This is a genomic window from Bacillus sp. M13(2017) (genome assembly GCF_002218325.1).
GTDB lineage: Bacteria > Bacillota > Bacilli > Bacillales > Bacillaceae_G > Bacillus_A > Bacillus_A thuringiensis_K.
The window spans coordinates 129,456-156,454 of the sequence record NZ_KZ268500.1 but is presented as its reverse complement, the minus strand read 5'-3'; the positions used below and the strand labels follow the sequence as shown (position 1 = coordinate 156,454).

The window sequence follows — 26,999 nt, the reverse complement described above, 5'->3', positions numbered from 1 at the left end:
ACTACTTTTCAGTATCTACTTGATATGTTTTTAACATTTCTACTTCTTCATCTGTTAGCTCTCGGTATTGTCCAAGTTCTAGTTCCTCATCTAATACTAACGGACCCATCTCTGTTCTCTTTAGGTAGACTACTTTTTTCCCTACCGCTTCAAACATACGCTTCACTTGATGGAATTTCCCTTCCGTAATCACAAGCTCAATTTCAGAAATATCATCGCTTTTCAATATTGTAAGTGCACCTGGCTTTGTTTCATAGCCATCGTCTAAAATAACACCTTTAGCAAACTCTTTTACATCCTCTTCTGTTACTACTCCTGCAACGTGTGCATAATATTTTTTCGGCACATGCTTTTTCGGGGATAATAATTGATGCGATAACTTCCCATCATTTGTTATCAATAAGAAACCTTCCGTATCGATATCAAGTCGTCCAACTGGGAACGGATCAAAGATAGCATCTTCTAATTCTAATAAATCTATTACTGTTTCATGATTATCATCTTCCGTCGCTGAAATAACACCTTGTGGTTTATGCATCATTAAGTAAACAAACTCTTTGTATTCCACAACTTCACCGTGAATCATAACTTCTTGCTCTTCTACATTTACATGAACTTTTGCATCTTTTACTGGCGTTCCATCAATTTTCACAACGCCATCTTTCAATAATTTCTTTACTTCTTTTCTACTTCCATATCCCATATTCGCTAATAATTTATCTAATCTCACGTTTTTCACCTTCTTTATTTATCATAGAAAAGGGGACGTAATTACGCCCCTCTTGATTTCAACTTTATTTTAAATCTACTACCAAGTTTACGTTGAATTTTATCTAATGCTTCTCCGCCAAATACTCTTTCAAGTACTCCTGTGCGAATTGCTAACAATCCATAAACAAAACCGCCAATACCTGCACAAATCGCAACTGTTATAAGAGCACCAATACGGCCATCAGGCGAAATCATGAAGGATAGAATCCATTGTGATAGTTTTACAGTAACGACCATTATAAGTGTCAGTACTGCAATTTGGAATGTTCTTTTATATACAACACCGAATGAATAGTGTGCGTATTTTTTAATTTGTTGATTTGTGTACCAAACAGAAGCTAAGAAACCAACTGCTGTCGCTAGAATTGCTCCTACTGTACCGAAATAACGAATAAAGATTACGTTACATACAAATTTCAAAATAACGCCCATTATAAGCGCAATAATCGCATGCTTCTGCTGGTTAATACCTTGCAGGATTGCCGCTGTTACTGTAAATAAAGCGAATAACAACGCAACTGGTGCATACCACATTAATACTTGTCCACCTAGTGGATCTGAATCGTAAAACGCAGTATAAATTGGATATGCCAGTGAAGAAATACCGACAACTGCTGGCAATGTTAAAAACATATTCGCCTGGAATGTTTGTGTAATTTGTAATTTCAAATAGCGGTATTGTTTTTCAGTAAATGATTTTGTAATTGCTGGTACAAGCGTTAAACTAAACGCTGTCGCAAGTGATACAGGAATCATAATTAACTTATGCGTCCACATTGTGAAAATACCGAGGGCTCGCTCTGCGATATCACCTTGACCAATCGCCTGCATAATTGAGTTAAATGTCAATGTATCAATTTGTTGATATAAAGGAATTGTTAACCCAATTACAACGTAAGGAATCGCATATGCAAATAATTCTTTAAACAATTGAACGGTGCTTACTGTTGATTCTGGTACAGTTTGTTCAATTAAATATTGATCCAAATATTTTTTACGTTTTAACCAGTACCAAATTAACACTCCGAGTGCTCCAACCGCTGAAACGAACGCAGCAAATGTCGCTACTCCAACTGCTGTTGCAACTGTACCGCCAAGTACTTTAATAACGATAAAACTACCTGCTAATAAAAAGACGATACGAATAATTTGTTCAATAATTTGTGAAACGGTAGTTGGTCCCATAGACTGGTGACCTTGGAAATAACCACGAATTAAACTCGCTGCTGGTACAACAATAAGTGCGAAACTTACAAGACGAATGATCGTCGTAACTTCTCCTACATTATTGTGTATACTTTGTTTACCAAGCATCGCTTCTGCAAACAATGGCGCCGTCATGTACAGTACTAGGAACGAAAGAACTCCTGTTACTATCATCATAACCATTCCCGAGCGGAACATTCTCCGGCTCGTTTTATAATCGCCAAGCGCATTATATTTGGAAACAAATTTTGAAACAGCAAGTGGCACACCTGCCGTTGCGATACTTAAAAAGATCGTATATGGAATGTATCCATATGTATAGAGCGTTCCGCCTTCTGTTCCTACTAATGCATGAAACGGAAAGACGTAAATCATGCCTAAGAACTTTACTAAAAATGTCCCTAGCGTAACAATAAGCGTTCCGCGCAGAAATTTCGAATCGGACATACAAAAATCCTCCTACATCTACATAAAGTGAAACTATAATTAGTTGGAGACTTCTCTCCTACTCCTTATTAGTTGAACCATTCGAGCATTTACAGGCTAACAAACTCCCTATTTACTTCTCCTAAATCTTGAGGTTTTAGTCTTATCACCTACAAATGGCAGGATAGTACTGAACTCTAACTTTTGTATTGTACCACAATTCTCTCATTAAGCAGTACTTCACTCTATTTTTCTTTTAAGGGAAAACATGCTATTCTTTTAGGCAGGAAATGTAGAAAATGAGGTCGATATATTATGCATTATGATGTTATTGTCATCGGCGGCGGTCCTTCTGGGCTAATGGCTGCAATCGGTGCTGCAGAAGAAGGCGCAAGCGTCTTACTTCTTGATAAAGGAAATAAACTAGGGCGTAAACTTGCAATTTCAGGTGGCGGCCGTTGTAACGTAACGAACCGTCTACCACTTGATGAGATCGTTAAACATATACCAGGAAATGGCCGCTTCTTATACAGCGCTTTTTCTATTTTCAATAATGAAGATATTATTACATTCTTCGAAAATCTCGGTGTAAAACTGAAAGAAGAAGATCATGGTCGCATGTTCCCTGTATCAAATAAAGCACAATCGGTAGTAGACGCACTTTTAACACGATTAAAAGACTTAGGTGTAAAAATCCGTACGAATACACCCGTTGAAACGATTGAATATGAGAATGGTCAAACGAAAGCAGTTGTACTACAAACTGGCGAAGTGTTAGAAACAAATCACGTCGTTATCGCTGTTGGTGGAAAATCTGTTCCTCAAACTGGATCTACTGGAGACGGATATGCTTGGGCTAAAAAAGCCGGGCATACAATTACAGAATTATTCCCAACAGAAGTACCAATCCTTTCAAACGAACCATTTATTCGTGATCGCTCCTTACAAGGTCTAGCTTTACGCGATGTAAACTTAAGCGTATTAAACCCAAAAGGAAAAACTATTATTTCTCACAAAATGGACATGCTCTTCACTCATTTCGGCCTATCTGGTCCTGCTGCACTTCGCTGTAGTCAATTCGTCGTGAAAGCACTGAAAAAGTTCAAAACAAATACCATTCAAATGAGTATCGATGCATTGCCAGACGAAAATAGTGAACAACTATTCCAACGCATGCTGAAACAAATGAAAGAAGATCCGAAAAAAGGAATTAAAAACGTGTTAAAAGGTTATGTACCTGAGCGTTACTTCCTATTCTTATTAGAAAAAAATGAAATTGATGGCAGCGAACAAGCTGGACAAATTTCTCACGAAAAGATTCGTGCACTTGTGAAAGACTTTAAAGAATTTACTGTGAATGTAAATGGTACGCAGTCAATTGAAAAAGCATTCGTGACTGGCGGCGGTGTATCCGTTAAAGAAATTAATCCGAAAGAAATGTCTTCTAAATTCACGAACGGCTTATATTTCTGTGGGGAAGTTCTTGATATTCACGGTTATACTGGTGGCTATAATATTACATCTGCTCTTGTTACTGGTAGAATTGCCGGAACAACAGCTGGAGAAAACGCGAAAATGCAATATTAAACCGAGAAACAGGGATTCCTGTTTCTTTTTTTAAGTACATGAAATTATATCGGCGATTCTGTAAATATATCAGCGATTCTACTACTTATATAGGCGATTTTTCAAATATATCAGCGATTCTGCTACTTATATCAGCGATTTTTCAAATATATCGACTTACCGACAAAAAACGACAAACATCCCCTCCCCTTAACTTCCCATTGCTTTTTTGTTGCTTTATATACCTTAGTACCTTTATATTTTATATTGTTGAATATTTGAAAAAGGGTAAGGGGAAAACGTATGAGAAAAAAAGTCATGATGTCTTTAATGCTAATGACGTTTCTTTCTGCAGTAGAAGGAACGATTGTTAGTACAGCAATCCCTCGTATAACGAGTGATTTGTCAGGCGTCGAACTTGTTAGTTGGGTATATGCAATTTATATGCTTGCAACAGCTGTTTCGACTCCAATATACGGAAAGCTTGCTGATTTGTTTGGCCGTAAAAAAGTTTTACTTATCGGAGCTACAATCTTTTTAGTCGGTTCTGCACTTTGCGGAGTCGTTACATCGATGGAACAATTAATTTTCTTCCGCGCTCTTCAAGGTATCGGTGCTGGTGCTGTTATGCCGATTACAATGACAATTATTGGAGACTTATATAGCGAAGCGAAAGACCGCGCGAAAGCACAGGGCTGGATGAGTGCCGTTTGGGGTGTATCTGGTGTTATCGGACCGTTAGTAGGTGGATTTTTAGTTGACTCCCTATCTTGGCGTTATATTTTCTTCTTAAACGTTCCATTCGGCATTATCGCTTGCTTAATGATTGCCATTTACTACAAAGAATCTATTAAGCCCGCTAAACACCATATCGACTATCTTGGTGCAACAGTCTTCTCATTAAGTACGATCGCTCTACTATACGCATTATTAACAGGTAGCAGTAAGCAAAACTGGGGAGACATAACAATTATCGGCCTATTAATCTTCGCCGTCGTTTCATTCATTATTTTCTTATTCATCGAGAAAAAATCTCCGGAACCATTAATTCCGCTAGCACTTTTCTCTAACCGTACATTATCTACAATAAACATATTAACGCTTATTGCTGGCGCAATGATTATTAGTATTACAATGTACCTTCCAATTTGGAGCCAAGGTGTATTAGGAAAAAATGCAACGGAAGCCGGACTTATTTTAATGCCAATTCCTGTTATGTGGACATTTGGTGCTATCTTCTCTGGTAACTTAGTAGGCAAATTAAAAACGAAACAAATCATTTTACTTGGAGCTAGCATTTTATCAGTCGCTACGTTCTTATTATTTACATTATCAACACATTCACCATCGTTCCTTATTTATGTAGCAGTCGGATTATTTGGCTTAGGAATGGGGCTTGTGACACCGATTTACATGGTAACAATTCAAGCAGCTGTACCAGCTCATACACGCGGAACAGCCGTTGGTTTAAACACATTTATTAACACATTTAGTCAAACGTTAGGTGCTGCAATCTTTGGAACAATCTTCAATACGATGATTCACGCACGTGGCATTAAAAACCTTGATCTTGTATCTGGCGGACACGGCGGGGCTACAGCAAGTGTAGCAACTGAATCACAATCCGCATTAGCAGCAAGTGTACACGTCATTTATATGAGCACTTTCGTATTAGCAGTATGTACATTAATTATCGCTTGGCTTTTATTAAAGCCCGCTACACAAACAAATGAGCAATAATAAAGAGGATGACCATTTCGGTCATCCTCTTTTTACTCTTCATTCTCCACAATATGTTTCAGCATGGATAATTTATTATCCCAAAAACGTTCATAATACGAGAGCCACTGTTGTAATTCTTCTAATGGTTCTGGATGCAAACGATATATCTTCTCTCTTCCGCTCTTTCTTCCGCTTACTAAATTCGCTTCTGAAAGAATATGAAGGTGTTTTACAACCGCAGTACGACTCATAGGAAAGTGATCCGTTATTTTGGAAATCGGTAACTCTTTATCACTTAATAACCGTATTACTTCTCGGCGGGTTGGGTCAGCAATTGCTTGAAATACATCATATTTTGCTGCTGATGAGGACACTTAGCCTTCGACAACCTTTTTCAGTTTTTCATTTACAATCGCTACCCAGCCGCCGCTCATTTTATCGCGAATAATAGAGCTCTTCGCATTCGCTTTCGGAAGAATTTCATCAGGATGTTTCCAGCCGCCGTGAATTAATGTAAATTCTGTTTTATTATCTCCTAGGTCTTTCAAATTAAATGAAACAACCCAGCCATCTGTATCCCATGAGAAAGATAGGTGGGTTGGCTCATCAATTTCTAGCACTTTACATGGTGATGGCCCAAATGGTGATTGCACATGAAATTCATGTCCTACCTTTAATTCGAAATCATTTGGCATAAACCATGATGCAATCCCCTCTGCAGTCGATACTACATTCCATACTTTTTGAATAGACGCGTTAAAAACGATCGTTTGTTTAATATCAGTTAATGTATTTTGTTGTTCCATTTTCATTCTCCTTTATACAGCACTCAAATATAACACCTTTTGATTTCATTTAGATAATATAACACCTTTTAGTTTCATGTCAACGCTAATTCTTTTTTACTGTTGAGAAATTCTCAACATTTTTTCAACAGGACAAACACCCTCTGCACATTTCCTCATAATATACTCACAAAGGCAACAAAAAATAAAAACTTCTCTCAACATGAAACTCCATCATTCATCTTGAAAGAAGCGCCTTACGTATATCATGCGTATTTCGTCTCTCCTCCTTCCCTCAGGGACACTACGCGGGATATGAAAAATCAGAAGGAATATGCCCACCATTTGAGTAGGTAGTTATTTCTCTTCTCCTCAACATTTCCTTAGGAGCGAAATGACTACCGACTCACTTTTTTCAAACAAAATAAAAAGGGGTTGAACGCTATGTTCTATTGCATTAACTGCTCTGATATTCACCATGAAAAACATCCGAATGATAAAGTATTCAAAAATGGTTTTTATATTGATCCATTTTTAGGTGATCGTTATCACCTTGGTATGTGTAAAGATGCCCAAAATCATGAGACAGGGGAGCCTCTTTTAACGACAAAGAAATTAGGCACAACCCAATCTATTATGAACGTATTACCGACACATGTTGTCCCAACATAAAGCATAAAAAAGAGCTGGCTCATCCAGCTCTTTTTTATGCTTTATAAACGATCATTGCTGAAAAACAATAAATTTGGTTTTCGTCATCGTTAATAGAAACACCGACTTGGTACTTAATATCTACAAAGTTGCTATCATCAATCTTTTTCAAAAACACATTCACAGCGTCTTCTAAGTCTTTTTCGTGACTTTCATCAAACACTTTCACACGAATCATGTTAACACCATCCTAGATCGCAGCCCTCCGCCGCTTGATTATTGCCACGGTGCGTATCTATGATGCGATAAAACTTTCCATTCTCATATATATATCCGTCTTCTAACACATATTTTTTATCTTCAGTATAGACATAAAACTTACCTATCATAAATTTACTCGTATATAATTCCAAATAATTTGGTCTAAATTTAGCTACAACTTTATTTGTAATATCAATTTTTATTGTGCGCCCCACCTTCTCTCCCTCCTTTGCAAAGAACGGATTTAGGTATATTGTATTAGCGCTTTTACATTTTATGCTTAAAAATAAGTGGATATGCCTTCTTTCTCACCTGTACTATTTTTCTAAAAAAATCACTATAAAGTGAAACTTTAATCAGTGGGGGGGTTTTGTTCATCCCCCACTGATTATCAGCCCTCACCAATCGGGCTGCCCGTTAATGCGGGATAAATAAGATCTAAAAAAAAAGCGCTTTACATTATTGACTCAAATATAAATATTATGTTATTATATAAAATTTGACATTTTTACATACGTATGCTATCATTAAAAGTGGTTACCACATATGGAGGTGGATGATTTGTTTCAAATTGGTGATAAAATCGTTTATCCAATGCACGGTGCAGGAATCATCGAAGCAATTGAAGAGAAAGAAATATTAGGTACTTCACGTCAATATTGTGTGATACGCATCATTAGTAAAGATATGCAAGTAATGCTTCCGATGGATCAATTAAAAAAATCAGGTATTCGTTATATCGTTGATCGAGGTACGTTAGATGATATACTTCTTGAATTTCAAAACGGGGAGTCAGACCCATCACTCTCATGGAAACAAAGATATACAATGAATATGGAAAAAATGAAAAACGGCAATCTGCTAGATAGTGCAGAAGTTGTTCGTGATTTACTTCGCCGCAATAAAGAGAGAACTTTAAATGCGAGCGAAAAACAAATGCTAGATAACGCCCGAAAAATGATGATTAGTGAAGTTGCACTCGTACAAAATGTTTCTGAACATCAAGCAACAGAATATCTTCAAGATACAATTAATCACTAAATTTAAAATAGCTGGCCGCTATTTTTTTTGTAAAAAAGGACGAAGAGTTTTATCTCTTCGTCCTTTTATATTACCCACGCCCAGCTTGAAACGATGGATATAACGTCATTCCACCATCTGCAAATAGCGTAATTCCCGTTACATAACTCGCCTCTGAAGAAGCAAGCCAAGTTGCTACTGCTGCAATTTCTTCAGGTTTTCCAATATAGCCCATCGGTATCATACTTTCTACGTCAGCCCGCTTTTTAGGATTAGCAAACTTTTCGGCATTAATTGGCGTATTAATTGCACCTGGTCCAATATTATTTACTCGAATACCTTTTGGCGCATATTCCATCGCTAACGTTTCTGTCATCAGTTTAATGCCACCCTTACTTGCTGCATAGTGTACAAATAGTGGCCACGGAATTTTCTCATGAACACTAGACATATTAATGACAGACCCTTTAATATCATGTTCTACAAAATATTTAATCGCTTCACGACTTCCTAAAAAAGCACCTGTTAAATTTGTATTAATTACCCTATTCCAATCTTCAAGCGGCATTTCATGCGACGGTACCGCGTTTTCTATCCCTGCATTATTAATCATAACGTCAAGCGTACCAAACTCTTTCACAGCAGATTGAATGAGATTCACAACATCTGATTCGACGGTTACATCACCTTTTACAGCAATCGCTTCGCCGCCCACCTTTTTAATTTCTTCTAACACATCATTCGCTTCTGATTCTCGTGAGCGATAATTAATAACCACTTTCGCTTTTTCCTTAGCAAACCTCACTCCCATCGCTCTTCCGAGACCAGTTGCTGATCCTGTAATAACGACAACTTTCCCTGCTAAATCACTATACATTTCCATACCTCCTTTAACTTTTGGCTATACCTAACATAATTCCGGCTGCGATAATAAAAACGATACCGACAACGATACCCGTTAATTGACGTTTCGTTTTCTTTTCACCTAATATAAGAATCCCACCAAGCGTGGAAATAATAATCCCCATTTGCGATAGCGAGAAACTTGTTGCGACTCCAACTCGCGGCTGCGAAATGAATAAAAACATATTTCCAGCTGCCCAAATTAATCCTGGAATAATATTTCGAATTGCATATTTATTAAATGGATGATGTTTAAAGGTAAGCAAAATCCCACCTAACACCATACCAACTGCTTGTGGCAACAAAGCCGACCAACCATCTACGTTAAATAACCTAATCACTACTACGTAAACTAAATAACCGACTGTTGAAATTAATAAAATTACGATACCTCTTTTAAAGTTTGCTGCTTGCTCTGCATTTTTTTCTTCTTCACTTTGAAGCGATGTTAAAATAACACCGATAATAATACAAACGAGTGCTAGAATCCCAAGGACGACCGATATTGTCGTGGACCATTCATGAAATACGATAACGCCAAATAAAGTCGTCGCGACTAATTGAAGTCCTGTTGAAATTGGCATCGTCCTCGAAACACCCATTAAATCAATACTTTTCAATTGATTCGCCTGACCAAGCGCCCAAAATAAACCTGACACAACTCCAACTCCAATAACGGTAGGTGTTAATACTGGCTTCATAAAAATATAAACAACAATTGAGAAAATAAGTGCTCCAAACGTTGTTCCGAGCGTTTGACTATACGGTCCCCCGCCCAGTTTTACGTTAAATAACACAATACTTCCCCAAAATATAGCTGGTAAAATCGCTAAAAATATATCCATCACTCATTACCTTTCTTTACTAAACGCCATAGGTTATCACTCTAAGTCGTTAGAGTGAGCTTTTATTTTTTCTTTTTCCCGTTCACAAACTTTTTCTACAATAGCGCCAGAAACATTCTTTTCTCGCTCCACTTTCTTTATCTTTACGTGATCTAAACGATCTTCCAAAGTAAGCGTAACTTTGTCATTCGGCGGATTATGCGCTCCTTGAAATGTAAGAAATTGTAGCGTCACTTCATATCTAGGAACGAACTCACCTTTCTTGCCGAGACGTTTTATATTTATAACTGAAGCACATTCATATTGGTCTTCTGTCACTTGTCTAATAACTGAATAGTACCTATTTGATAATGCACTCTCTAAAAGCTGTTCTCTTGATTCTTTCGCGAAAGAATCAATTGGAGAAGAGAAAAAGGCCACACATAGCATTGTGATAACTACACATATTTTTTTCATAGTTCCCTCCTTGTTCTATAGATTAGTGTTCTCAAAACTGCCATAAAAAAACGACTTTACCTATGTAGGAAAGTCGTTTTAATGAATCCAATATTAACCACCACTCACTGGTGGAATTAGTGCAACAACATCACCAGATTGGACTCTGTCATCTTCATTTGCGTATTCTTCATTAATCGCAACCATAATTGGCTCTGAAACTGGTACATTATATTCGTTCGCAACAACATCTTTTAACTGTGCAACTGTAATATTTTCTTTCTCTATTTGTAATTCACTTGCCCCTGCTTCTTCTTGCAAGTGCGCAAATAACAATACTCGAATCATACTTATAGCTCCTTCCCAGGCTCTCCCGCCGGATATGGTGTTTTTTCTAATTGATCACCAATCCATGAGTCACCATCTTCCCAAAACTCCTTTTTCCAAATCGGAACAATTTGTTTTATGCGTTCCATAATATATTCGTTCGCTTCATAAGCCGCTTTACGGTGTGGTGTTGAAACAGCAACAACAACCGCTATATCAGAAATTTGCAACGTACCGATGCGATGTGTAATGGCAACATATGTACCTGGCCATTTCTCTTTCACTTCCAGGCCAATTTTCTCTAGCATCTTTTCTGCCATCGTCTTATAAGCAACATACTCTAAGTATAATGTACGACGCCCTTTCGTAAACTCTCTAACCGTTCCAATAAATGTTGTAACAGCACCGCATTCACGTCGAATTACTTTCTTCGTTACCTCTTCAATCGAGATTTCTGTGTCAATTACTTCATAATATGTCTTTATCATTTCGCACTCCTAACCGTTTGTAAAAACCAGTCTATGTACAGCTCTTCTTCTGTTATATGAAATACTTTATATTCTTCTCGTATATTTGCCGGAACATCATACCACGTAATAACCGCCACTATATTTTCTACTTTATGTAAAATCTCAACGTCTTCCGCAGAACGAAGTAACACTACTTTCGAGTAATTCTCTTTTTTATAGCCCTCTATTAAAATTGTATCCACTTCAAAAAACTCATATAAGCGAATAATTTCTTGCAAAGACCATTTCTTTCTTAGTGAAGAAAGTGAAAGCAATCCAGCACCTTCTACACTACTTACCACAGCACCAGCTTTACGGTGTCTTTCGCTATCTTTTTGCGCTACTTCTGGAAAGCCTCCGTGCCCGTGATGTTTAATTGTAGCAACTTTCATTTCACTTTCAGCTACTGCATGCACAATTTTCTCTACAAGTGTCGTTTTTCCGCTATTTTGATATCCTACTATTTGTAAGATTGAAGGGGCTTTGCCCATGGCCAATCACATCCCTCAGAGTGCTCTAACAATAATACGGACACTTTCATTCCGGTCTCAAATCCTCTCGTTCCTCCAGGTAACACGATAAAAGCATTCGCATCTGCAAGTGAAGATACCGCACTCGATTTATCTAAACCAACCGGCATCGCTTGTAACGCCCCGTTCACAATTGTTACGTTCGCTCTTACGAAACGAGTAAATGGATTTGGCTTTGGAAAATCTTTTTGTAAAATAGCAACCGCTCTATATACGTGAGGTTCCTTCGCATACAAATACGTTTTTATAGTTGGATGCACAAATAATTCAAAGCCTACATAACAAGCAGACGGATTTCCTGATAAACCGAAGAGTAACTTTCCATCAACTTCAGCTACTGTCGTTACACTTCCGGGCCTCATGGCTATCTTATTAAAGAGTACATTCGCCTGTAACCTTTCATAAATAGCTGGTAAGTAGTCATAATCTCCTACTGATACACCACCTGTTGTAATTAAAATGTCGACCTCATCCATCGCTGATTGAACAGCTGTAAAACATGCATCTAACTCATCCGCGAGTTTACCATAATAACGAACTTTCCCGCCAGCTTTCATAATTTGAGCTGCGATCATATACGAGTTACTATTTCTAATTTTCCCCGGTTCTAAAGGCTCATGTACTTCTAATAATTCACTTCCTGTCGTTACAATACCGACAATAGGCTGTTTTATAACTTTCACAGTACTATATCCAAACGTTGCTAGTAGGGCCGCAACTCCAGGGTTAATTGCAACACCTTTCTTAACGAGAACTTGATTTTGTTTAATATCTTCTCCTTTAATCGACACATTGTCACCGTTATTAAAAGAGCGTTTTAACTTCATATATGTTTTCCCGTTCTTCTCAAACCCTTCTGTCAGCTCTAGCATTACGACTGCATTGCAATCTTCTGGAATAGCTGCTCCTGTCATAATACGAACCGCTTCAAAAGCGCCTACTTCTTCTAAAAAAACAGAACCCGCCCCGATTTCTCCTATTACTTCAAATTCAACTGGATTCTCTTGAGTTGCTTCTTTCGTATCTTCTGCTCGAATGGCGAAACCATCGTAAGGAGAACGATCAAAATGAGGAACGTCATGATCAGACACAACATCCTCCCCAAGAATTCTCCCGTAACTTTCCGTAATAGAAATTTCTTCTACTTCACCATGCTTTGCATATTTCATTACCCGTTCTACTGCCTCAGCAACTTGAATTGGAATTCGTTTTTCTACCATCGTTTCTCACCTCATATTTGCAATTTTTTTTATCTCGATTAAACTTTATATATTAAATAGAAATTACTTCAAGGAGGAATTCCATGTCTTCATTCACACACTTTAATGACCAAGGACGCGCAAAAATGGTTGATATAAGCGACAAAAAAGCAACCGTTCGAACAGCAATTGCGTGCTCTAGCATTGTCGTTACGAAAGAAATTTACGATAAAATCTCCCACAATGAAATTGGGAAAGGTGACGTATTAGCAGTTGCGCAAATCGCAGGAATTATGGCTGCGAAACGAACTTCTGATATTATCCCAATGTGCCATCCTTTACTATTAAAAGGTGTTGACGTTTCTTTCGATTGGAAACAATCAGAAGAACAATATCGTTTACTCATTGAAGTAAAAGTTAAAACAGAAGGTAGCACCGGTGTTGAAATGGAAGCTTTAACAGCTGCTTCGGCTACCGCTCTTACTGTGTATGATATGTGTAAAGCTGTCGATAAAGGTATGATTATCGGCGAAACGCACTTACTTGAAAAAACAGGTGGAAAAAGTGGAGATTATACGAGAAATTCATAATCCTTTCTCCGTTGAACCTAAAGGATTTCCTTTAGGTTCAACCTATATATCTTGCATATAAACTTTTCGCTACATTTATATCATTCGTCCCATGAATGAACGCTCTGCCATCTGTAAATAAAACAAAACGATATTCTTCTACCGGAAACGATAATAAATAAGGTGTCGCCTTTATCTCTACGCTTCTTTGTAAGCGCTTTTTAATTTCTTCTAAATTAAAATTCTTCCGCACACCTGGACGAATTTGCACTGTATTTCGCCCACATAACACTTCTGTTTTCGTTTGTGCTTCAAATGTTAAACTTGGATATGTACGTAACCTTCCGCAAGATAAACAAGAATCTTTTTTCTGCCTATTCACTTTAAATGCCATCTGTTGATTATTCCAAAGATCAAACGATAACATCGTTTCACGAAGCGCCCCGTAATCTTCTACTAATATTTTCAGCGCTTCCGTAGTTTGATGCGCAACTACTAATTGTACTGCCGGTTGTATAATACCAGCTGTGTCACAGGTTGCTCCGCTCGCCGGATGCTCCATTAAACAGCGAAAACACGGTGTTTTCCCTGGTAAAATTGTATACGTTACTCCGTAGCTTCCAACGCACCCACCATATATCCACGGAATATTATACTTTTGTGAAATATCATTAATAAGAAGACGCGTTTCAAAATTATCTGTCGCATCTAATATTAAATCTACATCACGTACTAACTCTTCCATTTCTTGCACCGTTACATCCGTCACAGCAGGATTTATTTCCACCTCAGAATTAATCGCTTTTAAATGCTCTGCTGCCGCTACCGCCTTTGGTTTATACTGTTTTGCATCTTCTTCTGTATATAGTTGTTGTCTTTGTAAATTACTCCATTCTACATAATCACGATCAGCAATCGTTACTTTTCCAACACCTGCTCTAACAATCGCTTCTGCATTTGCCGCACCGAGAGCACCAGCACCAATAATAAGCACATGCTTCTCTCTTATTTTTTTCTGTCCTTCTTCTCCAACACCAGAAAATAATATTTGTCTTGAATATCGCTCCTGCATACGATAGCCCCCTTTCTTATCCTCCTATATAAGACATTTCGATTTTCGGACGATTTTTTGCACTTTCTTCTGTCCGTTCATCCGAATACCTATCTTTTCTATTCATCCATACATCTTGTATAACACTTAATAACTCCTCATCCGAAAAATCTCCTCTAAGAAGTTCTCTTACATCCAAACCCTCTGTCGCAAATAAGCACGTATAAAACTTTCCATCTGCCGAAATTCTCGCCCTCGTACAAGAGGAACAAAATGACTCAGAAACAGATGTAATAAAACCAACTTCAACATTTGTTCCAACGTATCGATATCGCTTCGCAACTTCACCAAAGTAATGTGCTTCAGCTGGCTCAAGCGGATACACCTTATGAATCATCTCAATCAATTCTCGTTTTGTAACGACTTGATCAAAATTCCACCCATTTGTACTACCAACATCCATAAACTCAATAAACCTAAGCGTGATTCCTTGCTCTTTAAAATACGCAGCCATCGGAAGTATTTGATGATCGTTCATCCCTTTTTTCACAACCATATTTACCTTTACTGCCAGCCCCGCCTCTTTAGCTGTTATAATTCCCTTAATCACAGGTTTTGTATTAATATTTCGACCATTAATATTCCTAAATATGTCGTCATCTATCGCATCTAAACTAACATTCACTCTATGTAATCCAGCTTCTTTTAATGCCTTCGCTTGTTTCGTTAAATGGATAGCATTTGTCGTTAACCCTATATCTATTAGCCCATCAATTTTCACAAGACGTGCAATAAGTTTTGTTAAATCTTTACGAAGCAGTGGCTCACCGCCAGTAAGTCTAATTTTCCGTACACCGATGCTAATAAATAATTTTGCCAAACGCTCAATTTCATCAAAAGTTAGTAAAAACTCATCTTTCAAAAAAGCATAATCTGGCCCAAATATTTCCGCTGGCATACAATATGTACATCTAAAATTGCAACGATCAATGACAGATATACGTAAATCTTGAAGTGGGCGTCTAAAAAAATCTTTAACCATCTCCTGCATCGCCACCCTCCCTTTCTGCCAAATTTCTTTCTTTTCATTCTATTATAATATATTTTCGAACTGCGATGTTTTTGCTCAAGTGAATAAAGTGAAACTTTAAATAATTAGAGGGGATCCACTCCACCTGGTTAACGAGGTTTACTTACAAATACAAAGATAAAAAAACCTTGAAACATAAAAGTTTCAAGGTTTTCTGCTTATTAACTTAATCTAATAATCGTTAAAGTAGCTCCTGGTGTTGCCGTAGATAATGTAGCTATTGCAACTAATCCAAACAATTGCAGACTAATAGCAGCTCCAGCAGGCAAGTTAGCAATTATTGTTGCACTAAATGAGCCAGTAGCCACTGTCGGGGCGTTTATCGTTCCCGCAAGTGGACTGCCATTTACAGTTATACGAGAACTTACAAGTAATCCCGCCGTTAAATTAATTGTATAAGCTATATAATAGTTTCCTGCATTCGCAACTGTAAATACAGTATTCCCACCACTAAAGGTTATTCCTGGTCCAATATTTTGATTGTTTGGTAAAGGAATATTCGTACCACTTAACAAAACAGAAATAAGACTTCCTGATGTATTATTCGCAAACGCATACGTTGCAGTTGTACTAACTCCTGTTGTTCCCGTACTTCCCGTTGGACCCGTTTCTCCTGTGGCTCCCGTATTTCCTGTTGGTCCTGTGCTTCCTGTCGATCCCGTACCTCCCGTTGGACCTGTTTCTCCGGTTGCCCCAGTACTTCCCGTTGGTCCTGTGCTTCCTGTCGATCCCGTACTTCCGGTTGAACCCGTTACTCCCGTTGAACCTGTATTTCCTGTTGGACCGATATCTCCTGTTACTCCGGTAATTCCGGTTGTTCCTGTATTCCCGGTTGCTCCCGTACTCCCAGTTGCTCCCGTACTTCCCGTGGCTCCTGTATTTCCCGTTGGACCTGTATCTCCCGTGGCTCCTGTACTTCCCGTTGGACCTGTATCTCCCGTGGCTCCGGTACTTCCCGTTGACCCCGTATTTCCTGTTGGTCCTGTGCTTCCGGTTGAACCCGTATCTCCCGTTGGACCCGTACTTCCGGTTGAACCCGTATCTCCCGTCGCTCCGGTACTTCCCGTTGAACCCGTTTCTCCGGTTGCTCCCGTAGTTCCTATGGCTCCTGTATTTCCGGTTACTCCTGTGCTTCCCGTGGCTCCGGTACTTCCCGTTGGACCGGTATTTCCCGTGGCTCCTGTACTTCCCGTTGAACCCGTATTTCCTGTTGGTCCTGTGCTTCCGGTTGAACCCGTTACTCCCGTTGGACCTGTTTCTCCGGTTGCCCCGGTACTTCCCGTTGAACCCGTTTCTCCGGTTGTTCCTGTATTCCCGGTTGCTCCCGTACTCCCAGTTGCTCCGGTACTTCCCGTGACTCCTGTATTTCCCGTTGGACCTGTATCTCCCGTGGCTCCTGTACTTCCCGTTGACCCCGTATTTCCTGTTGGTCCTGTGCTTCCGGTTGAACCCGTTACTCCCGTTGGACCTGTTTCTCCGGTTGCCCCGGTACTTCCCGTTGAACCCGTTTCTCCGGTTGCTCCTGTTACCCCTGTATCCCCAGTTGGACCCGTGACTCCTGTGGCCCCGGTACTTCCCGTTGTCCCTGTCATTCCAGTCGGTACTGGAGGGAAAGTAGGGCCGACAAGATCTGAGGATAACTTAAAATTAGAATTTATCAACCTCTGTATTTTTTGATTTTCATCATTTCCTTCCACTACTCCCACCACCTCCCAAAAAATACAACTACAAAATATGTTTCATATAAGGTGAAACATATTTTGTAGGAGGGTCTTACTGCCCGTTAATGCGGGATAAAAACCCACCTTCTATTTGAATTGTATTTTTCAAAAAGGCCTCCAATACTACTTTTCAAACAATTACTCCTATTTTTATGCTATATAAACTCTTCTTATAAACAAAAACTCCCTCTATGATTTTAGGGGAGTCCAGCAGTCGAATCAAAATTATCTGTATTAGGGACAGCTTGTGCTATACTCGAAACATTTGCACTTTGCCCCATGTTTGTTCCTGTTACAGTACCAGCAGGAGTGCCTCTTGTATATGTTGTCGTCACCGAATCACCCGGCTGTAAACAAAGCTTCGTCTCCGTCCCTATTACTGTAACAACATCAATCCAAGTGCACCCCATTGAACCACTGTATGATTTCGAAGCAGTAAATGAAGTATCACTCAAATTATCACCGGTAAATATATTTCCAGTATTATTCACAATAACAAACTCTTTTATATGAGCAGGCATAATTACACTCTACCTTTCATCTATGAACCTAATGTACGTGTACTCGTTGCTAATGGCGGAAGAAACACTGATGTTCTAATGACCGCTTCTGGCTGTCTTTTCCCATTTAAAAAAATAGCCGCACTCGACCCTCCAGCACCTGCATATACTTTTGCTACAGCTAAAGGCGAGATATCATAACAGTCGCCGACATTAACAGCTCCTGTATTATTAATAATTTTTACTTTACGCAAATTAATCCCCATTTCCCCCTCCTCCTTTTTTATACTGTATGCAAAAGAAAAAAACTTGAAACAGACTCGTTTCAAGTTTTTAGCTATTAACTATTTCGTTTCACCTTCATATTGAAGCATACCGCCAACCATGTTCACTGTTTTAAATCCTTGCTCATTTAAATAATGACATACATTTTCACTGCGCATTCCTGAACGACAAATAAAGATATATTCATTCTCTTTATTAAAGAAATCTACTTTATGTGGGATATCGCCCATTTTAATATGTACAGCTTCTGGAATCTTTCCTGCCGCTACTTCTTCATCTTCTCTTACGTCTACTAAAAATAACGTTTCTCCATTTTCTAAACGCTCTTGTACCTCTTCTGTAGTAATTGTTTTAACTTCTGTCATATGTAGTTCCTCCTTATATACAATAAAACCTTTAGTTTCTTTTTCACAAACATTCTCTACCAATTTTAGCACGCAAAAGAAAGAACGCAAAGAATCGAAAAACTATTTCTCAATTTTCTCGCAAAACTTATTCTTTACAAACATAACTCTTGCATTGTATCCTCAATATACTTGTTTTATGAAAGGAGCCAATGAAAATGACACTTTCCCTTTTCATAATGGGCATCATTTTCTTAATCGCTGCAATTATTACTCTTAGTATGAAAAATAATAAAAAAATAAAATCAACACAAGAAATGTCATTCTTATTTCTATTGCTTAGCATAGCGTTTTTCGGTATAGCAATCGCTACATATATTTTCCGTCTACAAATCATGTAAAAAAAGGTGCCTACTACAAACATTGCACCTTTTCCCCATCATTTGTCTTCTAAGCAAAACTAGATACTCTCCGATTTAAAAATTCATAAACTTTCTTTTCAAATAAATGAATATCAAATGCTCCCGCCATATGCCCATTTATACTTTCTATCTCATACACTTCCGCATACTTCCCTTGTTTTTGCAAAATATCTACCATTTTATAGTTGTAACGAGACGGCTGAAGCAAATCTTGTTTACACGGAATCATAAGTACATTCGCTTCTATGTTAGAAAGAGATTCTTCTAGTGAAGAAAACCCATGTGCAATATCATGCAATAAAACTGCCTTCGCAGTATACATCCATGAATTTGCATCTACTAACTCTATACTTGTATATGTCGCTTTATTTATCTCTTTTTCAAATGATGTTAATGTAGAAAACTTTTCATAAGGTTCTACCTCTATACTGTTACGAGGAAATGCCATTTCATAAAAATGCTCATCAAACGCGTTCATAAACATCATTCTATTTGCTAAATGAAGCCCCTTTATCGGCTGCTCTTCTCCATATTTTCCATCTTTCCAACTTGGATCCAGCCGAATTGCTTCAATCGCATTTTGCGCTACGTTTACTGACGTAATAATTGGATTTTGTGGGTTCGTAATAACGCCAATCATCCGCTCTACCATATGTGGATAGTGAACCGCCCATTGTTGTGCAATCATTCCCCCCGCCGACGGTCCAATTACAGCGTGTATCCTTGAAATTCCCATACCTTTTATTAACTCATATTGCATACGAGCTACATCAAGAAATGTAAAAACCGGAAAATCCATAGCATATTCTTCTCCAGTTTCTGGATTAATTGATTTCGGTCCTGTTGTAATCACATATGGATTTCTCACCTGCACATTACAAAGATTATCTGCACATATAACAAAATATTTATTTGTATCAATTGCTTTTCCAGGTCCAATGAGCCCATCCCACCAACCAGACTCCTCATCATGCACTGTATATTTTCCTGCCGCATGACTTGTTGCACTAAAATAATGACAAACCAAAATCACATTTGACCTTTCTCTATTTAAAGTGCCATATGTCTCGTATCCCATTTGAATAGGAATTTCTCTGCCATTTTCAAACGTAAACTCTTTTAACACAAACTTCTCCTTTTTTACAATTTGCACAGACTCTTCCTCTCTCCGTTATAGTATGAACTGCTTACTAAAGATTTTTTTCCATGCAAACTAATCTCCTTCTTCTTTTCATAAATAAATGAATAATATACAAAATTAGCCACAAAATAGCACTATATTACAAGATTAAAGAGGGCGTACATATGATTTGGAATTGGTTACGTAAGAAAAAAAAATCAAATACGACAGAAAAAAACGAAACAGATAATTCGGAGCAACAACCTAACAATCAAGATGATGATAACAAAGAACAGACTAGAAGTATGAAACATAATAAAGATAACAATGGAGAACAAAAAAAAGAGGAACATAAGGAATCTTCTCAAGACAAACAGCAAAATTCTAAACTGGGCGACTCTGCTCAGGATAAGCAACAAAGCTCTAAACAAGATGACTCGAATCAAGATAAACAACAAAGCTCTAAACAAGATGACTCGAATCAAGGTAAACAACAAAGCTCTAAACAAGACGAATCAATTCAGGATAAACAACAAAGCTCTAAACAAGACGAATCAATTCAGGGTAAGCAACAAAGCTCTAAACAAGATGACTCGAATCAAGATAAACAACAAAGCTCTAAACAAGACGAATCAATTCAGGGTAAGCAACAAAGCTCTAAACAAGACGAATCAATTCAGGGTAAGCAACAAAGCTCTAAACAAGACGAATCGAATCAGGATAAACAACAAAGCTCTAAACAAGATGACTCGAATCAAGATAAACAACAAAACTCTAAACAAGACGAATCGAATCAGGATAAACAACAAAGCTCTAAACAAGATGACTCGAATCAAGATAAACAACAAAGCTCTAAACAAGACGAATCAATTCAGGATAAACAACAAAGTTTGAAACAAGATGAATCCAACCAGGATAAACAGCAAGATTCTAAGCAAAACGACTCAGCTCAGGATAAACAGCAACGCTCTAAACAAGATGATTCGAATCAAGATAAACAGCAAAGCTCTGGAAGTAATAGTATTTATGACTTTACAAAACCAGAAGAAGACCGTATTCATTCTCTACAAGATTTAATAGAAAAGCTCAAAAAGTCTAGTGATTTTGTTAATTACCATACATCTGACGATGAAACGATGCCTTATTGGATTTCTTACTATCGACCTTCGCTTGATGGAGAGAAATTACAAAAGTACTTAATGCCTACTCTTTTAGAACGACCTAACGCTTCACTAGAAGAACTAAAAGAACATATTCCGATGAGCGGGATTACAATTACGAATGACCTACAAAAAATTGAGGATATGGTTTTAAAGGGGCATGCAATTATTCAATTGAATCAGCAAAATCAAAAGTGTCTGCTTGCAAACATTGCAATTGATACGTATCGGGCACCAAGCCCTCCTTTAAACGAATCGACTGTTATCGGTCCTCAAGAAGGTTTTGTAGAGGATATTGATACAAATATTAATTTAGTTCGAAAACGTCTTCCTGTTTTAGATTTACAAACAAAAGAAATAATTGTCGGCGAATTTTCAAAAACAAAGGTTGTCATGATGTATTTAGATAATCTTGCTGAAAAAGAGAATGTAGAGTTTCTAGAGGAATCATTACGTGCTCTTGAATATGATCAAATTAATGATAGTGCTTACTTACAAGAATTAACGGGTGAAAAATCAATTTTCCCACTCTATATCAATACAGAACGCAATGATAGAGTTACAAAAGCACTAATTGATGGAAAAATCGCTATCTTTGTCGACGGTTCACCGAACGTTCTATTAACTCCTGTATCATATTTCGATTTCTTTATTTCACCAGAAGATTATAATGTCTCTTGGCTATATGCAACATTTTCAAGAGTTTTACGCCTTATCGCTGTTCTTTTCTCAATTTGTGCAGCTCCATTATATGTTGCTGTTTTAAATTATCATTATGAACTCATTCCAAGTGATTTGCTGGAAACATTAATTTTATCTAGAGCGCAAGTCCCATTCCCACCTCTAATTGAAGCACTTTTTTTGGAATTAGTTATCGATTTGTTAAGAGAAGCTGGTGCAAGGTTACCAATGAAGGTCGGTCAAACACTTGGTATTGTAGGCGGTATCGTAATTGGGCAAGCATCTGTACAAGCTGGTTTAACGAGTAATATTTTATTAATTATCGTTGCCTTATCAGCACTTGCTTCCTTTATTACACCTATTTATAAAATGGGGAACGCTGTTCGGTTACTACGCTTTCCGTTTCTCATATTTGCAGAAATAGGAGGACTTTTCGGGATTTCTCTTGGATTTATCTTTTTATTTACTCATCTATTTAGACTTACTTCCTTACGTAAGCCATACGCTTTGTTTTATCCAACAAGACAACAATCTGTTAAAGATTCTTGGATTCGTTTTCCCTTAACAATGATTGATACAAGGGATGTACAAGCGAGGCCACAACATGTAAAAAAATCAGCAAAAGGAATTTCAACAAAACATAGATCAGACTTTGATGATTAAGGAATGAGGTGCATTGATGAGTAAAGTTCAAGAAAAATATCAAATATCTCCTATCTTTGTTTTCTTCTTAATTCACGGTGCACAGTTTGGTGCTGGCGTTCTCGGATTCGCTCGAATCACCGCAAAAGCCGCTGGATACGACGGATGGATAGGCGTTCTAATCACAGGAATCTGTATCCAGATTCTTATATGGATGATGTATTTTTTATTAAAAGAAACAAACGGAAATTTAATTGATTTACAACGACAAACCTTTGGAAAGTGGATAGGGAACGTCTTTAATATCATCTTTGCAGCTTATTTTTTAATCGTCAGTATTTCGGTTATTCGAACGTATGTTGAAATTATTCAAGTATGGATGTTCCCAACTGCCTCCACCTTTATGTTAACACTTTTTTTGTGCCTAGTTAGCTATTACATCATTTCTTCTGGATTTCGTGTCATTACTGGCATTTGCGTCATCTCTGTTGGTGGTACACTAGGGTATTTATTTCTAAGCTTATTCGTTTTGAAATACTCACATTGGGAGAATTTATTACCCATTTTCACACATTCTTTTTCAGATATTTTAAAATCCGCTCAACTGTCAATCTACAGTATGACTGGTTTTGAGATTTACCTCATGGTTTATCCATTTGTGAAAAACCCTAAACAATCTCATAAATTTGCTCAATATGGGGCACTATTCTCAAACCTTCTATATTTATTTAGCACCCTTTTAGCCTTTTCGTTTTTTAGTGAAAAACAATTATTAAAAACGATATGGGCCCAACTTTCTATGACCCAAGTTATTCAATTACCATTTATAGAAAGATTAGAATATATTGCAATCTCAGGCTATGCACTCGTTATTATTTCAAGTTTTATCCTCCCTTTATGGGCGTCAATGAGAGCAACTCACGAAATATTCCGTGTAAAACAAAGAGGTGTTTTAATCGCTTTTATCATTATCACCCTCATTGTTTCACAACTTTTAACAAACAGACACGATATTAATAATTTTATTAGTAATGCATCAAAAGGAAGCTTTTGGCTCATTTATGTATACATCCCAATTCTATTTATTATTGTGTGGGTGAAAAGAAAATGGAAAAAATCAAAAATAAATTAATACTTATCTCTTGTATAACACTCTTTAGTCTAACTGGATGTTTACAAAAAAATATTATTGATGACGTACACCTTATCCAAGGAACTGTCTTCGATGTAGCAAAAGATAATAAAATAAAGGTAACATTTGTTTGTCCTATTCAGCAAAAAGGGAACAAAGTTCAAGTTTTTGAAGGAACAGCAAATGCGGTAAAACAAGTAAAAGCTGACACATCTTTAGAGTCTTCTCAACCATTTGCTAGTGGGCAAATGCGGGTTGCTCTATTTACCACCCGAATCGCTAAGAAAGGAATGGTTGCTTCCTTCGATACATTAATTCGCGATGTAAACATTGGTAATGCCTTATATGTTGCTTTACTTGAAGGTAATGGTACTGAACTTTTAAAAGGAAAATACACGACTTCATCCAACGTTGCGATTTATATAAAAAAAATGCTAGAACATAATATGGAGACCGGTCCTTTACCAACAGATAATCTGCATGTAGGAGCATTCCGTTATTATCAAGTAGGGCAAGACTACTATATTCCAATTTTAAAGAAACATGGTGATAAAATAAAAATCACGGGAATTGGTCTTTTTAAAAAGGATAAATACGTTGGTAAAATCGCGGAAACAGATATGTTTATATTTAAAGGACTGTTAGAAGAGCATAAGTTAGATTCACATGAATTTAAAGCAGATCCTGGGTACGTAATGATTAACAATATTCGTTCTGTTCCAACATACGATATAAAAATAAAAAACGGAAAGCCCTCCTTTTCCATTCATGTGAAGCTTGATGCCCGTATTCAAGAAGTATCGAAACAAATTAACTTAGAGAATGCTAAGAACACAAAAAAGATTGAGAAGGTCGTTCAAAAACAATTGGAGACACAAGGTAAGAAATTAATTAAGCAGTTTAAATCTTTAGATGTCGATCCTCTCGGGCTAGGAGCTAAATATAAGCAACATTATCGCCCATTTAAATTAGAAAAGTGGAAACAAATGTACAAAGATGTTCCAGTTACTATAAAATACACCGTAGATATTACAAATTCTGGTGTAATTGAATGAGAAATGATTGAACTCCTCTCTCCAGCATGATACAACGGAGAGAGGAGTTTTTTATTATCAAATAGAGAGAAGATATTTATGGGGGAGCTTATGTCTAAAAAATTAGTAAAGCCTATTTTAAATGGTATTTTATTTCTCACCGTCTTTTTATTTGCTCATACATATTTAAAAAATGTTTCCTTCACACGTTATTTACTTGTCGTTATACCAATGTTGCTCGTCGGTATGTTTGGCATCGACCTTATTTTATCCATTTTAATAAAAGAAGAAAAATAACGAGCAGGGCCGTCCCAAAAGTATTCCGGGATGGCTTTCTTTTATTAATTGGTTTATGTTTTGTCGTTTAGTCAATATAATCTTTCCCTATCTTAACTAAAAGATGAAACTTTTGAACAGTCCCTTTTCATTTCATAATCACCCTATGTTACAATGAAATTCGGACAAAGCGAGAAAGGATGAAACAACATGACAAACGAAAAAGGTCTAGATAAAGGATACGAACTTGTTGCAAAAATGCATAAAGAGTTCGGACACCCTGTGACAAATACTCCAACAAAACTAACAGAAGAACGTGCAAAAATCCGTGCAAGTTTTATGCAAGAAGAGCTAGAAGAATTTCTGGAAGCAACGACTGTTGAAGATCAATATGATGCACTAATTGACCTTATTTACTTTGCATTCGGAACGTTTGCCGAAATGGGTGTACGTCCTGATAAAGGATTCGAAATTGTAAATAACGCAAACATGGCAAAACTATTCCCTGATGGAAAACCTCGATTCCGTGAAGGCGACGGCAAAATTCTAAAACCAGAAGGCTGGCAAGCACCAGAACCACAACTTCGTGCTGAAATCGAACGTCAGCGCCAAGAAGCTGAAAAAAACTGCTAGAATTTCCTAGCAGTTTTTTATTATGTCTTTTTTTCTGGAATTCATTAATGACCCACGTGTCCAGCGTGCCCTGCTGCTCCACTAATGCTAGCCGCTCCTGCCGCTGCCCCTGCTCCTCCTGCTCCAATTCCTCCTGTCCAAGGAGAAGATTGTTGTTGATACTGTTGGTATTGTTGGTGCTGTTGACCGTGTTGGCCGTGCTGACCTTGATGACCGTGCTGACCTTGATGGCCGTGCTGACCTTGATGGCCGTGCTGACCATGGTGGCCGTGCTGACCTTGTTGGCCTTGGTGCATTTGATAAAGAACAGCTTGCGGATGAATGTGGTGGTGACCGTGGTGATGTACTTGTTGTTGATGACCATGGTGGCCGTGTTGACCTTGATGATGGTGGTGTCCATGGTGACCGTGTTGGCCTTGATGATGATGTCCATGATGACCGTGTTGATCTTGGTGATGATGGTGTCCATGATGGCCGTGTTGACCTTGGTGATGATGGTGTCCATGATGGCCGTGTTGACCTTGGTGATGATGGTGTCCATGATGGCCGTGTTGACCTTGGTGATGATGGTGTCCATGATGACCGTGTTGACCTTGGTGATGATGGTGTCCATGATGGCCTTGATGGTGGTGATGTCCATGATGACCGTGAACAACTTGCGGATACCCACCTATTCCTCCAGCTACAACACCTATTCCTGGTACCGGAAATCCTGTCTGTACGCCAGCTACTGATGTTGGGAAGCTTCCTGTTACTGTAGGCATTCCAACCCCTGCTGTCGAAAAGCCTCCCATTGATGTAGGCATTCCAGTTTGCATGCCAGCTACCGATGTTGGAAATCCGCCCGAGCCTCCACCCATCCAGCTCGGAATTCCACCGTATGCTTGTTGGTCAGCTCCTCCCATTAACATCATTTGTTCATAACTACCCGATCCACCTCCGAAGAAGCCATGTGGTGCATTATTGTCCATCCCTTTCATTCCTTTCACCTCTTCTACTCAATTTAGCCTACCTTTTTTATCATATTTCCTATAGAAAAATAGGTGTTTGTCTGTATGGGAATTCCGCTCTTTTATTTGTACGTAATGGAATAATTAAAAACTTAGACTAATCTAATCCAGAGATGATTTTCTACACAAAAAAGCTCAGAGCCTAAATGCTCTGAGCTTTTATTTAGCGTTAA

32 protein-coding genes are annotated in these 26,999 nt (G+C 37.9%); 11 read left to right on the top strand and 21 right to left on the bottom strand.

Annotated features, from left to right (window positions below; all coding sequences use genetic code 11):
* Window position 1: 1 nt before the first annotated feature.
* On the bottom strand, window positions 2-730 hold the full coding sequence (locus CGQ22_RS00995) for a pseudouridine synthase (RefSeq protein WP_001234947.1): 729 nt from the start codon (window positions 728-730) through the stop codon (window positions 2-4).
* A gap of 41 nt (window positions 731-771) precedes the next feature.
* A complete protein-coding gene (locus CGQ22_RS00990; protein ID WP_001284031.1) occupies window positions 772-2,424 on the bottom strand; it encodes a putative polysaccharide biosynthesis protein in 1,653 nt (550 codons plus the stop codon).
* A 294-nt stretch (window positions 2,425-2,718) separates the two neighbouring features.
* On the opposite strand from CGQ22_RS00990, the gene CGQ22_RS00985 reads away from it, so the two are divergent.
* Both CGQ22_RS00985 and CGQ22_RS00975 read left to right on the top strand, forming a co-directional pair.
* Complete coding sequence (locus CGQ22_RS00985) at window positions 2,719-3,990, top strand: BaiN/RdsA family NAD(P)/FAD-dependent oxidoreductase (RefSeq protein WP_046945895.1); 1,272 nt, start codon at window positions 2,719-2,721, stop codon at window positions 3,988-3,990.
* A 282-nt stretch (window positions 3,991-4,272) separates the two neighbouring features.
* The gene (locus CGQ22_RS00975) at window positions 4,273-5,709 is read left to right on the top strand and encodes an MDR family MFS transporter (RefSeq protein WP_001228010.1); all 1,437 of its coding nucleotides are present in this window, start codon (window positions 4,273-4,275) and stop codon (window positions 5,707-5,709) included.
* 32 nt (window positions 5,710-5,741) lie between these two features.
* Here CGQ22_RS00975 and CGQ22_RS00970 read toward each other — a convergent pair whose 3' ends face one another.
* A complete protein-coding gene (locus CGQ22_RS00970) occupies window positions 5,742-6,065 on the bottom strand; it encodes an ArsR/SmtB family transcription factor (protein ID WP_000098837.1) in 324 nt (107 codons plus the stop codon).
* Window positions 6,066-6,497, bottom strand: coding sequence for an SRPBCC family protein (locus tag CGQ22_RS00965; protein ID WP_089148210.1), 432 nt, complete (start codon window positions 6,495-6,497; stop codon window positions 6,066-6,068).
* A 423-nt stretch (window positions 6,498-6,920) separates the two neighbouring features.
* On the opposite strand from CGQ22_RS00965, the gene CGQ22_RS00955 reads away from it, so the two are divergent.
* Entirely contained in the window at window positions 6,921-7,148 is a 228-nt protein-coding gene (locus tag CGQ22_RS00955) for a DUF3973 domain-containing protein (protein ID WP_000498989.1), read from the top strand.
* A gap of 34 nt (window positions 7,149-7,182) precedes the next feature.
* On the opposite strand, the gene CGQ22_RS00950 is transcribed toward CGQ22_RS00955, so the two are convergent.
* Both CGQ22_RS00950 and CGQ22_RS00945 read right to left on the bottom strand, forming a co-directional pair.
* Entirely contained in the window at window positions 7,183-7,365 is a 183-nt protein-coding gene (locus tag CGQ22_RS00950) for a sporulation protein Cse60 (RefSeq protein WP_000621751.1), read from the bottom strand.
* 1 nt (window position 7,366) lies between these two features.
* Window positions 7,367-7,603, bottom strand: a complete 237-nt coding sequence (locus CGQ22_RS00945; RefSeq protein ID WP_000533804.1) for a DUF2553 family protein — start codon at window positions 7,601-7,603, stop codon at window positions 7,367-7,369.
* A 331-nt stretch (window positions 7,604-7,934) separates the two neighbouring features.
* Between CGQ22_RS00945 and CGQ22_RS00940 the strand changes: the two genes are divergently transcribed.
* The gene (locus CGQ22_RS00940; RefSeq protein ID WP_000451441.1) at window positions 7,935-8,429 is read left to right on the top strand and encodes a CarD family transcriptional regulator; all 495 of its coding nucleotides are present in this window, start codon (window positions 7,935-7,937) and stop codon (window positions 8,427-8,429) included.
* A 70-nt stretch (window positions 8,430-8,499) separates the two neighbouring features.
* Here CGQ22_RS00940 and CGQ22_RS00935 read toward each other — a convergent pair whose 3' ends face one another.
* The 7 genes from CGQ22_RS00935 to CGQ22_RS00905 form a co-directional block, all read right to left on the bottom strand.
* Window positions 8,500-9,285 (bottom strand): glucose 1-dehydrogenase, encoded by a 786-nt coding sequence (locus CGQ22_RS00935; RefSeq protein WP_000286678.1) that lies wholly within the window; start codon window positions 9,283-9,285, stop codon window positions 8,500-8,502.
* Between the two features lie 13 nt (window positions 9,286-9,298).
* Window positions 9,299-10,156, bottom strand: coding sequence for a glucose uptake protein GlcU (gene glcU, locus CGQ22_RS00930; RefSeq protein ID WP_000350861.1), 858 nt, complete (start codon window positions 10,154-10,156; stop codon window positions 9,299-9,301).
* A 36-nt stretch (window positions 10,157-10,192) separates the two neighbouring features.
* Window positions 10,193-10,612 (bottom strand): DUF3888 domain-containing protein, encoded by a 420-nt coding sequence (locus CGQ22_RS00925; RefSeq protein ID WP_000717676.1) that lies wholly within the window; start codon window positions 10,610-10,612, stop codon window positions 10,193-10,195.
* Between the two features lie 93 nt (window positions 10,613-10,705).
* Window positions 10,706-10,939: a molybdopterin converting factor subunit 1 gene (gene moaD / locus CGQ22_RS00920; RefSeq protein ID WP_000621768.1), complete on the bottom strand. Its 234-nt coding sequence runs from the start codon at window positions 10,937-10,939 to the stop codon at window positions 10,706-10,708.
* Window positions 10,940-10,941: 2 nt separating this feature from the next.
* Window positions 10,942-11,406, bottom strand: coding sequence for a molybdopterin synthase catalytic subunit MoaE (gene moaE, locus CGQ22_RS00915; RefSeq protein WP_000598369.1), 465 nt, complete (start codon window positions 11,404-11,406; stop codon window positions 10,942-10,944).
* On the bottom strand, window positions 11,403-11,918 hold the full coding sequence (gene mobB / locus CGQ22_RS00910; protein WP_000513626.1) for a molybdopterin-guanine dinucleotide biosynthesis protein B: 516 nt from the start codon (window positions 11,916-11,918) through the stop codon (window positions 11,403-11,405). Before mobB ends, moaE begins: the two co-directional genes overlap by 4 nt.
* Entirely contained in the window at window positions 11,888-13,177 is a 1,290-nt protein-coding gene (locus CGQ22_RS00905) for a molybdopterin molybdotransferase MoeA (protein WP_089148209.1), read from the bottom strand. The genes mobB and CGQ22_RS00905 overlap by 31 nt, the downstream gene beginning before the upstream one ends.
* Window positions 13,178-13,260: 83 nt before the next feature.
* Between CGQ22_RS00905 and moaC the strand changes: the two genes are divergently transcribed.
* A complete protein-coding gene (gene moaC / locus CGQ22_RS00900) occupies window positions 13,261-13,746 on the top strand; it encodes a cyclic pyranopterin monophosphate synthase MoaC (protein WP_089148208.1) in 486 nt (161 codons plus the stop codon).
* 37 nt (window positions 13,747-13,783) lie between these two features.
* On the opposite strand, the gene CGQ22_RS00895 is transcribed toward moaC, so the two are convergent.
* The 6 genes from CGQ22_RS00895 to CGQ22_RS00865 form a co-directional block, all read right to left on the bottom strand.
* Window positions 13,784-14,797, bottom strand: coding sequence for a molybdopterin-synthase adenylyltransferase MoeB (locus tag CGQ22_RS00895; RefSeq protein WP_001158082.1), 1,014 nt, complete (start codon window positions 14,795-14,797; stop codon window positions 13,784-13,786).
* A 16-nt stretch (window positions 14,798-14,813) separates the two neighbouring features.
* Window positions 14,814-15,827 (bottom strand): GTP 3',8-cyclase MoaA, encoded by a 1,014-nt coding sequence (moaA, locus tag CGQ22_RS00890; RefSeq protein ID WP_074594923.1) that lies wholly within the window; start codon window positions 15,825-15,827, stop codon window positions 14,814-14,816.
* Between the two features lie 200 nt (window positions 15,828-16,027).
* The gene (locus tag CGQ22_RS00880) at window positions 16,028-17,563 is read right to left on the bottom strand and encodes a BclA C-terminal domain-containing protein (protein WP_139032798.1); all 1,536 of its coding nucleotides are present in this window, start codon (window positions 17,561-17,563) and stop codon (window positions 16,028-16,030) included.
* A 221-nt stretch (window positions 17,564-17,784) separates the two neighbouring features.
* The gene (locus tag CGQ22_RS00875) at window positions 17,785-18,108 is read right to left on the bottom strand and encodes a hypothetical protein (protein ID WP_001110851.1); all 324 of its coding nucleotides are present in this window, start codon (window positions 18,106-18,108) and stop codon (window positions 17,785-17,787) included.
* A 20-nt stretch (window positions 18,109-18,128) separates the two neighbouring features.
* Window positions 18,129-18,353, bottom strand: a complete 225-nt coding sequence (locus CGQ22_RS00870; protein ID WP_000512463.1) for a spore germination protein — start codon at window positions 18,351-18,353, stop codon at window positions 18,129-18,131.
* A 78-nt stretch (window positions 18,354-18,431) separates the two neighbouring features.
* The gene (locus CGQ22_RS00865; protein ID WP_000141207.1) at window positions 18,432-18,737 is read right to left on the bottom strand and encodes a rhodanese-like domain-containing protein; all 306 of its coding nucleotides are present in this window, start codon (window positions 18,735-18,737) and stop codon (window positions 18,432-18,434) included.
* A 197-nt stretch (window positions 18,738-18,934) separates the two neighbouring features.
* On the opposite strand from CGQ22_RS00865, the gene CGQ22_RS00860 reads away from it, so the two are divergent.
* Window positions 18,935-19,117: a hypothetical protein gene (locus CGQ22_RS00860; protein WP_000175904.1), complete on the top strand. Its 183-nt coding sequence runs from the start codon at window positions 18,935-18,937 to the stop codon at window positions 19,115-19,117.
* Between the two features lie 49 nt (window positions 19,118-19,166).
* Here CGQ22_RS00860 and CGQ22_RS00855 read toward each other — a convergent pair whose 3' ends face one another.
* Entirely contained in the window at window positions 19,167-20,291 is a 1,125-nt protein-coding gene (locus CGQ22_RS00855; RefSeq protein WP_001167617.1) for a homoserine O-acetyltransferase family protein, read from the bottom strand.
* Between the two features lie 152 nt (window positions 20,292-20,443).
* On the opposite strand from CGQ22_RS00855, the gene CGQ22_RS00850 reads away from it, so the two are divergent.
* From CGQ22_RS00850 to CGQ22_RS00830, 5 genes are all read left to right on the top strand, one after another.
* Window positions 20,444-22,762, top strand: coding sequence for a spore germination protein (locus CGQ22_RS00850; RefSeq protein WP_089148206.1), 2,319 nt, complete (start codon window positions 20,444-20,446; stop codon window positions 22,760-22,762).
* A gap of 16 nt (window positions 22,763-22,778) precedes the next feature.
* Complete coding sequence (locus tag CGQ22_RS00845; protein ID WP_000049066.1) at window positions 22,779-23,873, top strand: spore germination protein; 1,095 nt, start codon at window positions 22,779-22,781, stop codon at window positions 23,871-23,873.
* On the top strand, window positions 23,849-24,928 hold the full coding sequence (locus CGQ22_RS00840; RefSeq protein WP_000411351.1) for a Ger(x)C family spore germination protein: 1,080 nt from the start codon (window positions 23,849-23,851) through the stop codon (window positions 24,926-24,928). The genes CGQ22_RS00845 and CGQ22_RS00840 overlap by 25 nt, the downstream gene beginning before the upstream one ends.
* Before the next feature lie 90 nt (window positions 24,929-25,018).
* A complete protein-coding gene (locus CGQ22_RS00835; protein WP_000038786.1) occupies window positions 25,019-25,204 on the top strand; it encodes a hypothetical protein in 186 nt (61 codons plus the stop codon).
* A gap of 189 nt (window positions 25,205-25,393) precedes the next feature.
* Window positions 25,394-25,816 (top strand): pyrophosphohydrolase domain-containing protein, encoded by a 423-nt coding sequence (locus CGQ22_RS00830; protein WP_000180559.1) that lies wholly within the window; start codon window positions 25,394-25,396, stop codon window positions 25,814-25,816.
* Between the two features lie 44 nt (window positions 25,817-25,860).
* On the opposite strand, the gene CGQ22_RS00825 is transcribed toward CGQ22_RS00830, so the two are convergent.
* The gene (locus tag CGQ22_RS00825) at window positions 25,861-26,796 is read right to left on the bottom strand and encodes a hypothetical protein (RefSeq protein ID WP_089148205.1); all 936 of its coding nucleotides are present in this window, start codon (window positions 26,794-26,796) and stop codon (window positions 25,861-25,863) included.
* Window positions 26,797-26,999: the final 203 nt, after the last annotated feature.

What these genes read in the sequence shown, in the direction of transcription:
- CGQ22_RS00990 (WP_001284031.1), bottom strand. Translation starts at nt 2,424, where the DNA reads ATGTCCGATTCGAAATTTCTGCGCGGAACGCTTATTGTTACGCTAGGG.
- CGQ22_RS00985 (WP_046945895.1), top strand. Translation starts at nt 2,719, where the DNA reads ATGCATTATGATGTTATTGTCATCGGCGGCGGTCCTTCTGGGCTAATG.
- CGQ22_RS00975 (WP_001228010.1), top strand. Translation starts at nt 4,273, where the DNA reads ATGAGAAAAAAAGTCATGATGTCTTTAATGCTAATGACGTTTCTTTCT.
- CGQ22_RS00965 (WP_089148210.1), bottom strand. Translation starts at nt 6,497, where the DNA reads ATGGAACAACAAAATACATTAACTGATATTAAACAAACGATCGTTTTT.
- CGQ22_RS00955 (WP_000498989.1), top strand. Translation starts at nt 6,921, where the DNA reads ATGTTCTATTGCATTAACTGCTCTGATATTCACCATGAAAAACATCCG.
- CGQ22_RS00950 (WP_000621751.1), bottom strand. Translation starts at nt 7,365, where the DNA reads ATGATTCGTGTGAAAGTGTTTGATGAAAGTCACGAAAAAGACTTAGAA.
- CGQ22_RS00940 (WP_000451441.1), top strand. Translation starts at nt 7,935, where the DNA reads ATGGAGGTGGATGATTTGTTTCAAATTGGTGATAAAATCGTTTATCCA.
- CGQ22_RS00935 (WP_000286678.1), bottom strand. Translation starts at nt 9,285, where the DNA reads ATGTATAGTGATTTAGCAGGGAAAGTTGTCGTTATTACAGGATCAGCA.
- glcU (WP_000350861.1), bottom strand. Translation starts at nt 10,156, where the DNA reads ATGGATATATTTTTAGCGATTTTACCAGCTATATTTTGGGGAAGTATT.
- CGQ22_RS00925 (WP_000717676.1), bottom strand. Translation starts at nt 10,612, where the DNA reads ATGAAAAAAATATGTGTAGTTATCACAATGCTATGTGTGGCCTTTTTC.
- moaD (WP_000621768.1), bottom strand. Translation starts at nt 10,939, where the DNA reads ATGATTCGAGTATTGTTATTTGCGCACTTGCAAGAAGAAGCAGGGGCA.
- moaE (WP_000598369.1), bottom strand. Translation starts at nt 11,406, where the DNA reads ATGATAAAGACATATTATGAAGTAATTGACACAGAAATCTCGATTGAA.
- mobB (WP_000513626.1), bottom strand. Translation starts at nt 11,918, where the DNA reads ATGGGCAAAGCCCCTTCAATCTTACAAATAGTAGGATATCAAAATAGC.
- CGQ22_RS00905 (WP_089148209.1), bottom strand. Translation starts at nt 13,177, where the DNA reads ATGGTAGAAAAACGAATTCCAATTCAAGTTGCTGAGGCAGTAGAACGG.
- moaC (WP_089148208.1), top strand. Translation starts at nt 13,261, where the DNA reads ATGTCTTCATTCACACACTTTAATGACCAAGGACGCGCAAAAATGGTT.
- CGQ22_RS00895 (WP_001158082.1), bottom strand. Translation starts at nt 14,797, where the DNA reads ATGCAGGAGCGATATTCAAGACAAATATTATTTTCTGGTGTTGGAGAA.
- moaA (WP_074594923.1), bottom strand. Translation starts at nt 15,827, where the DNA reads ATGCAGGAGATGGTTAAAGATTTTTTTAGACGCCCACTTCAAGATTTA.
- CGQ22_RS00875 (WP_001110851.1), bottom strand. Translation starts at nt 18,108, where the DNA reads ATGCCTGCTCATATAAAAGAGTTTGTTATTGTGAATAATACTGGAAAT.
- CGQ22_RS00870 (WP_000512463.1), bottom strand. Translation starts at nt 18,353, where the DNA reads ATGGGGATTAATTTGCGTAAAGTAAAAATTATTAATAATACAGGAGCT.
- CGQ22_RS00865 (WP_000141207.1), bottom strand. Translation starts at nt 18,737, where the DNA reads ATGACAGAAGTTAAAACAATTACTACAGAAGAGGTACAAGAGCGTTTA.
- CGQ22_RS00860 (WP_000175904.1), top strand. Translation starts at nt 18,935, where the DNA reads ATGACACTTTCCCTTTTCATAATGGGCATCATTTTCTTAATCGCTGCA.
- CGQ22_RS00850 (WP_089148206.1), top strand. Translation starts at nt 20,444, where the DNA reads ATGATTTGGAATTGGTTACGTAAGAAAAAAAAATCAAATACGACAGAA.
- CGQ22_RS00845 (WP_000049066.1), top strand. Translation starts at nt 22,779, where the DNA reads ATGAGTAAAGTTCAAGAAAAATATCAAATATCTCCTATCTTTGTTTTC.
- CGQ22_RS00840 (WP_000411351.1), top strand. Translation starts at nt 23,849, where the DNA reads ATGGAAAAAATCAAAAATAAATTAATACTTATCTCTTGTATAACACTC.
- CGQ22_RS00835 (WP_000038786.1), top strand. Translation starts at nt 25,019, where the DNA reads ATGTCTAAAAAATTAGTAAAGCCTATTTTAAATGGTATTTTATTTCTC.
- CGQ22_RS00830 (WP_000180559.1), top strand. Translation starts at nt 25,394, where the DNA reads ATGACAAACGAAAAAGGTCTAGATAAAGGATACGAACTTGTTGCAAAA.
- CGQ22_RS00825 (WP_089148205.1), bottom strand. Translation starts at nt 26,796, where the DNA reads ATGAAAGGGATGGACAATAATGCACCACATGGCTTCTTCGGAGGTGGA.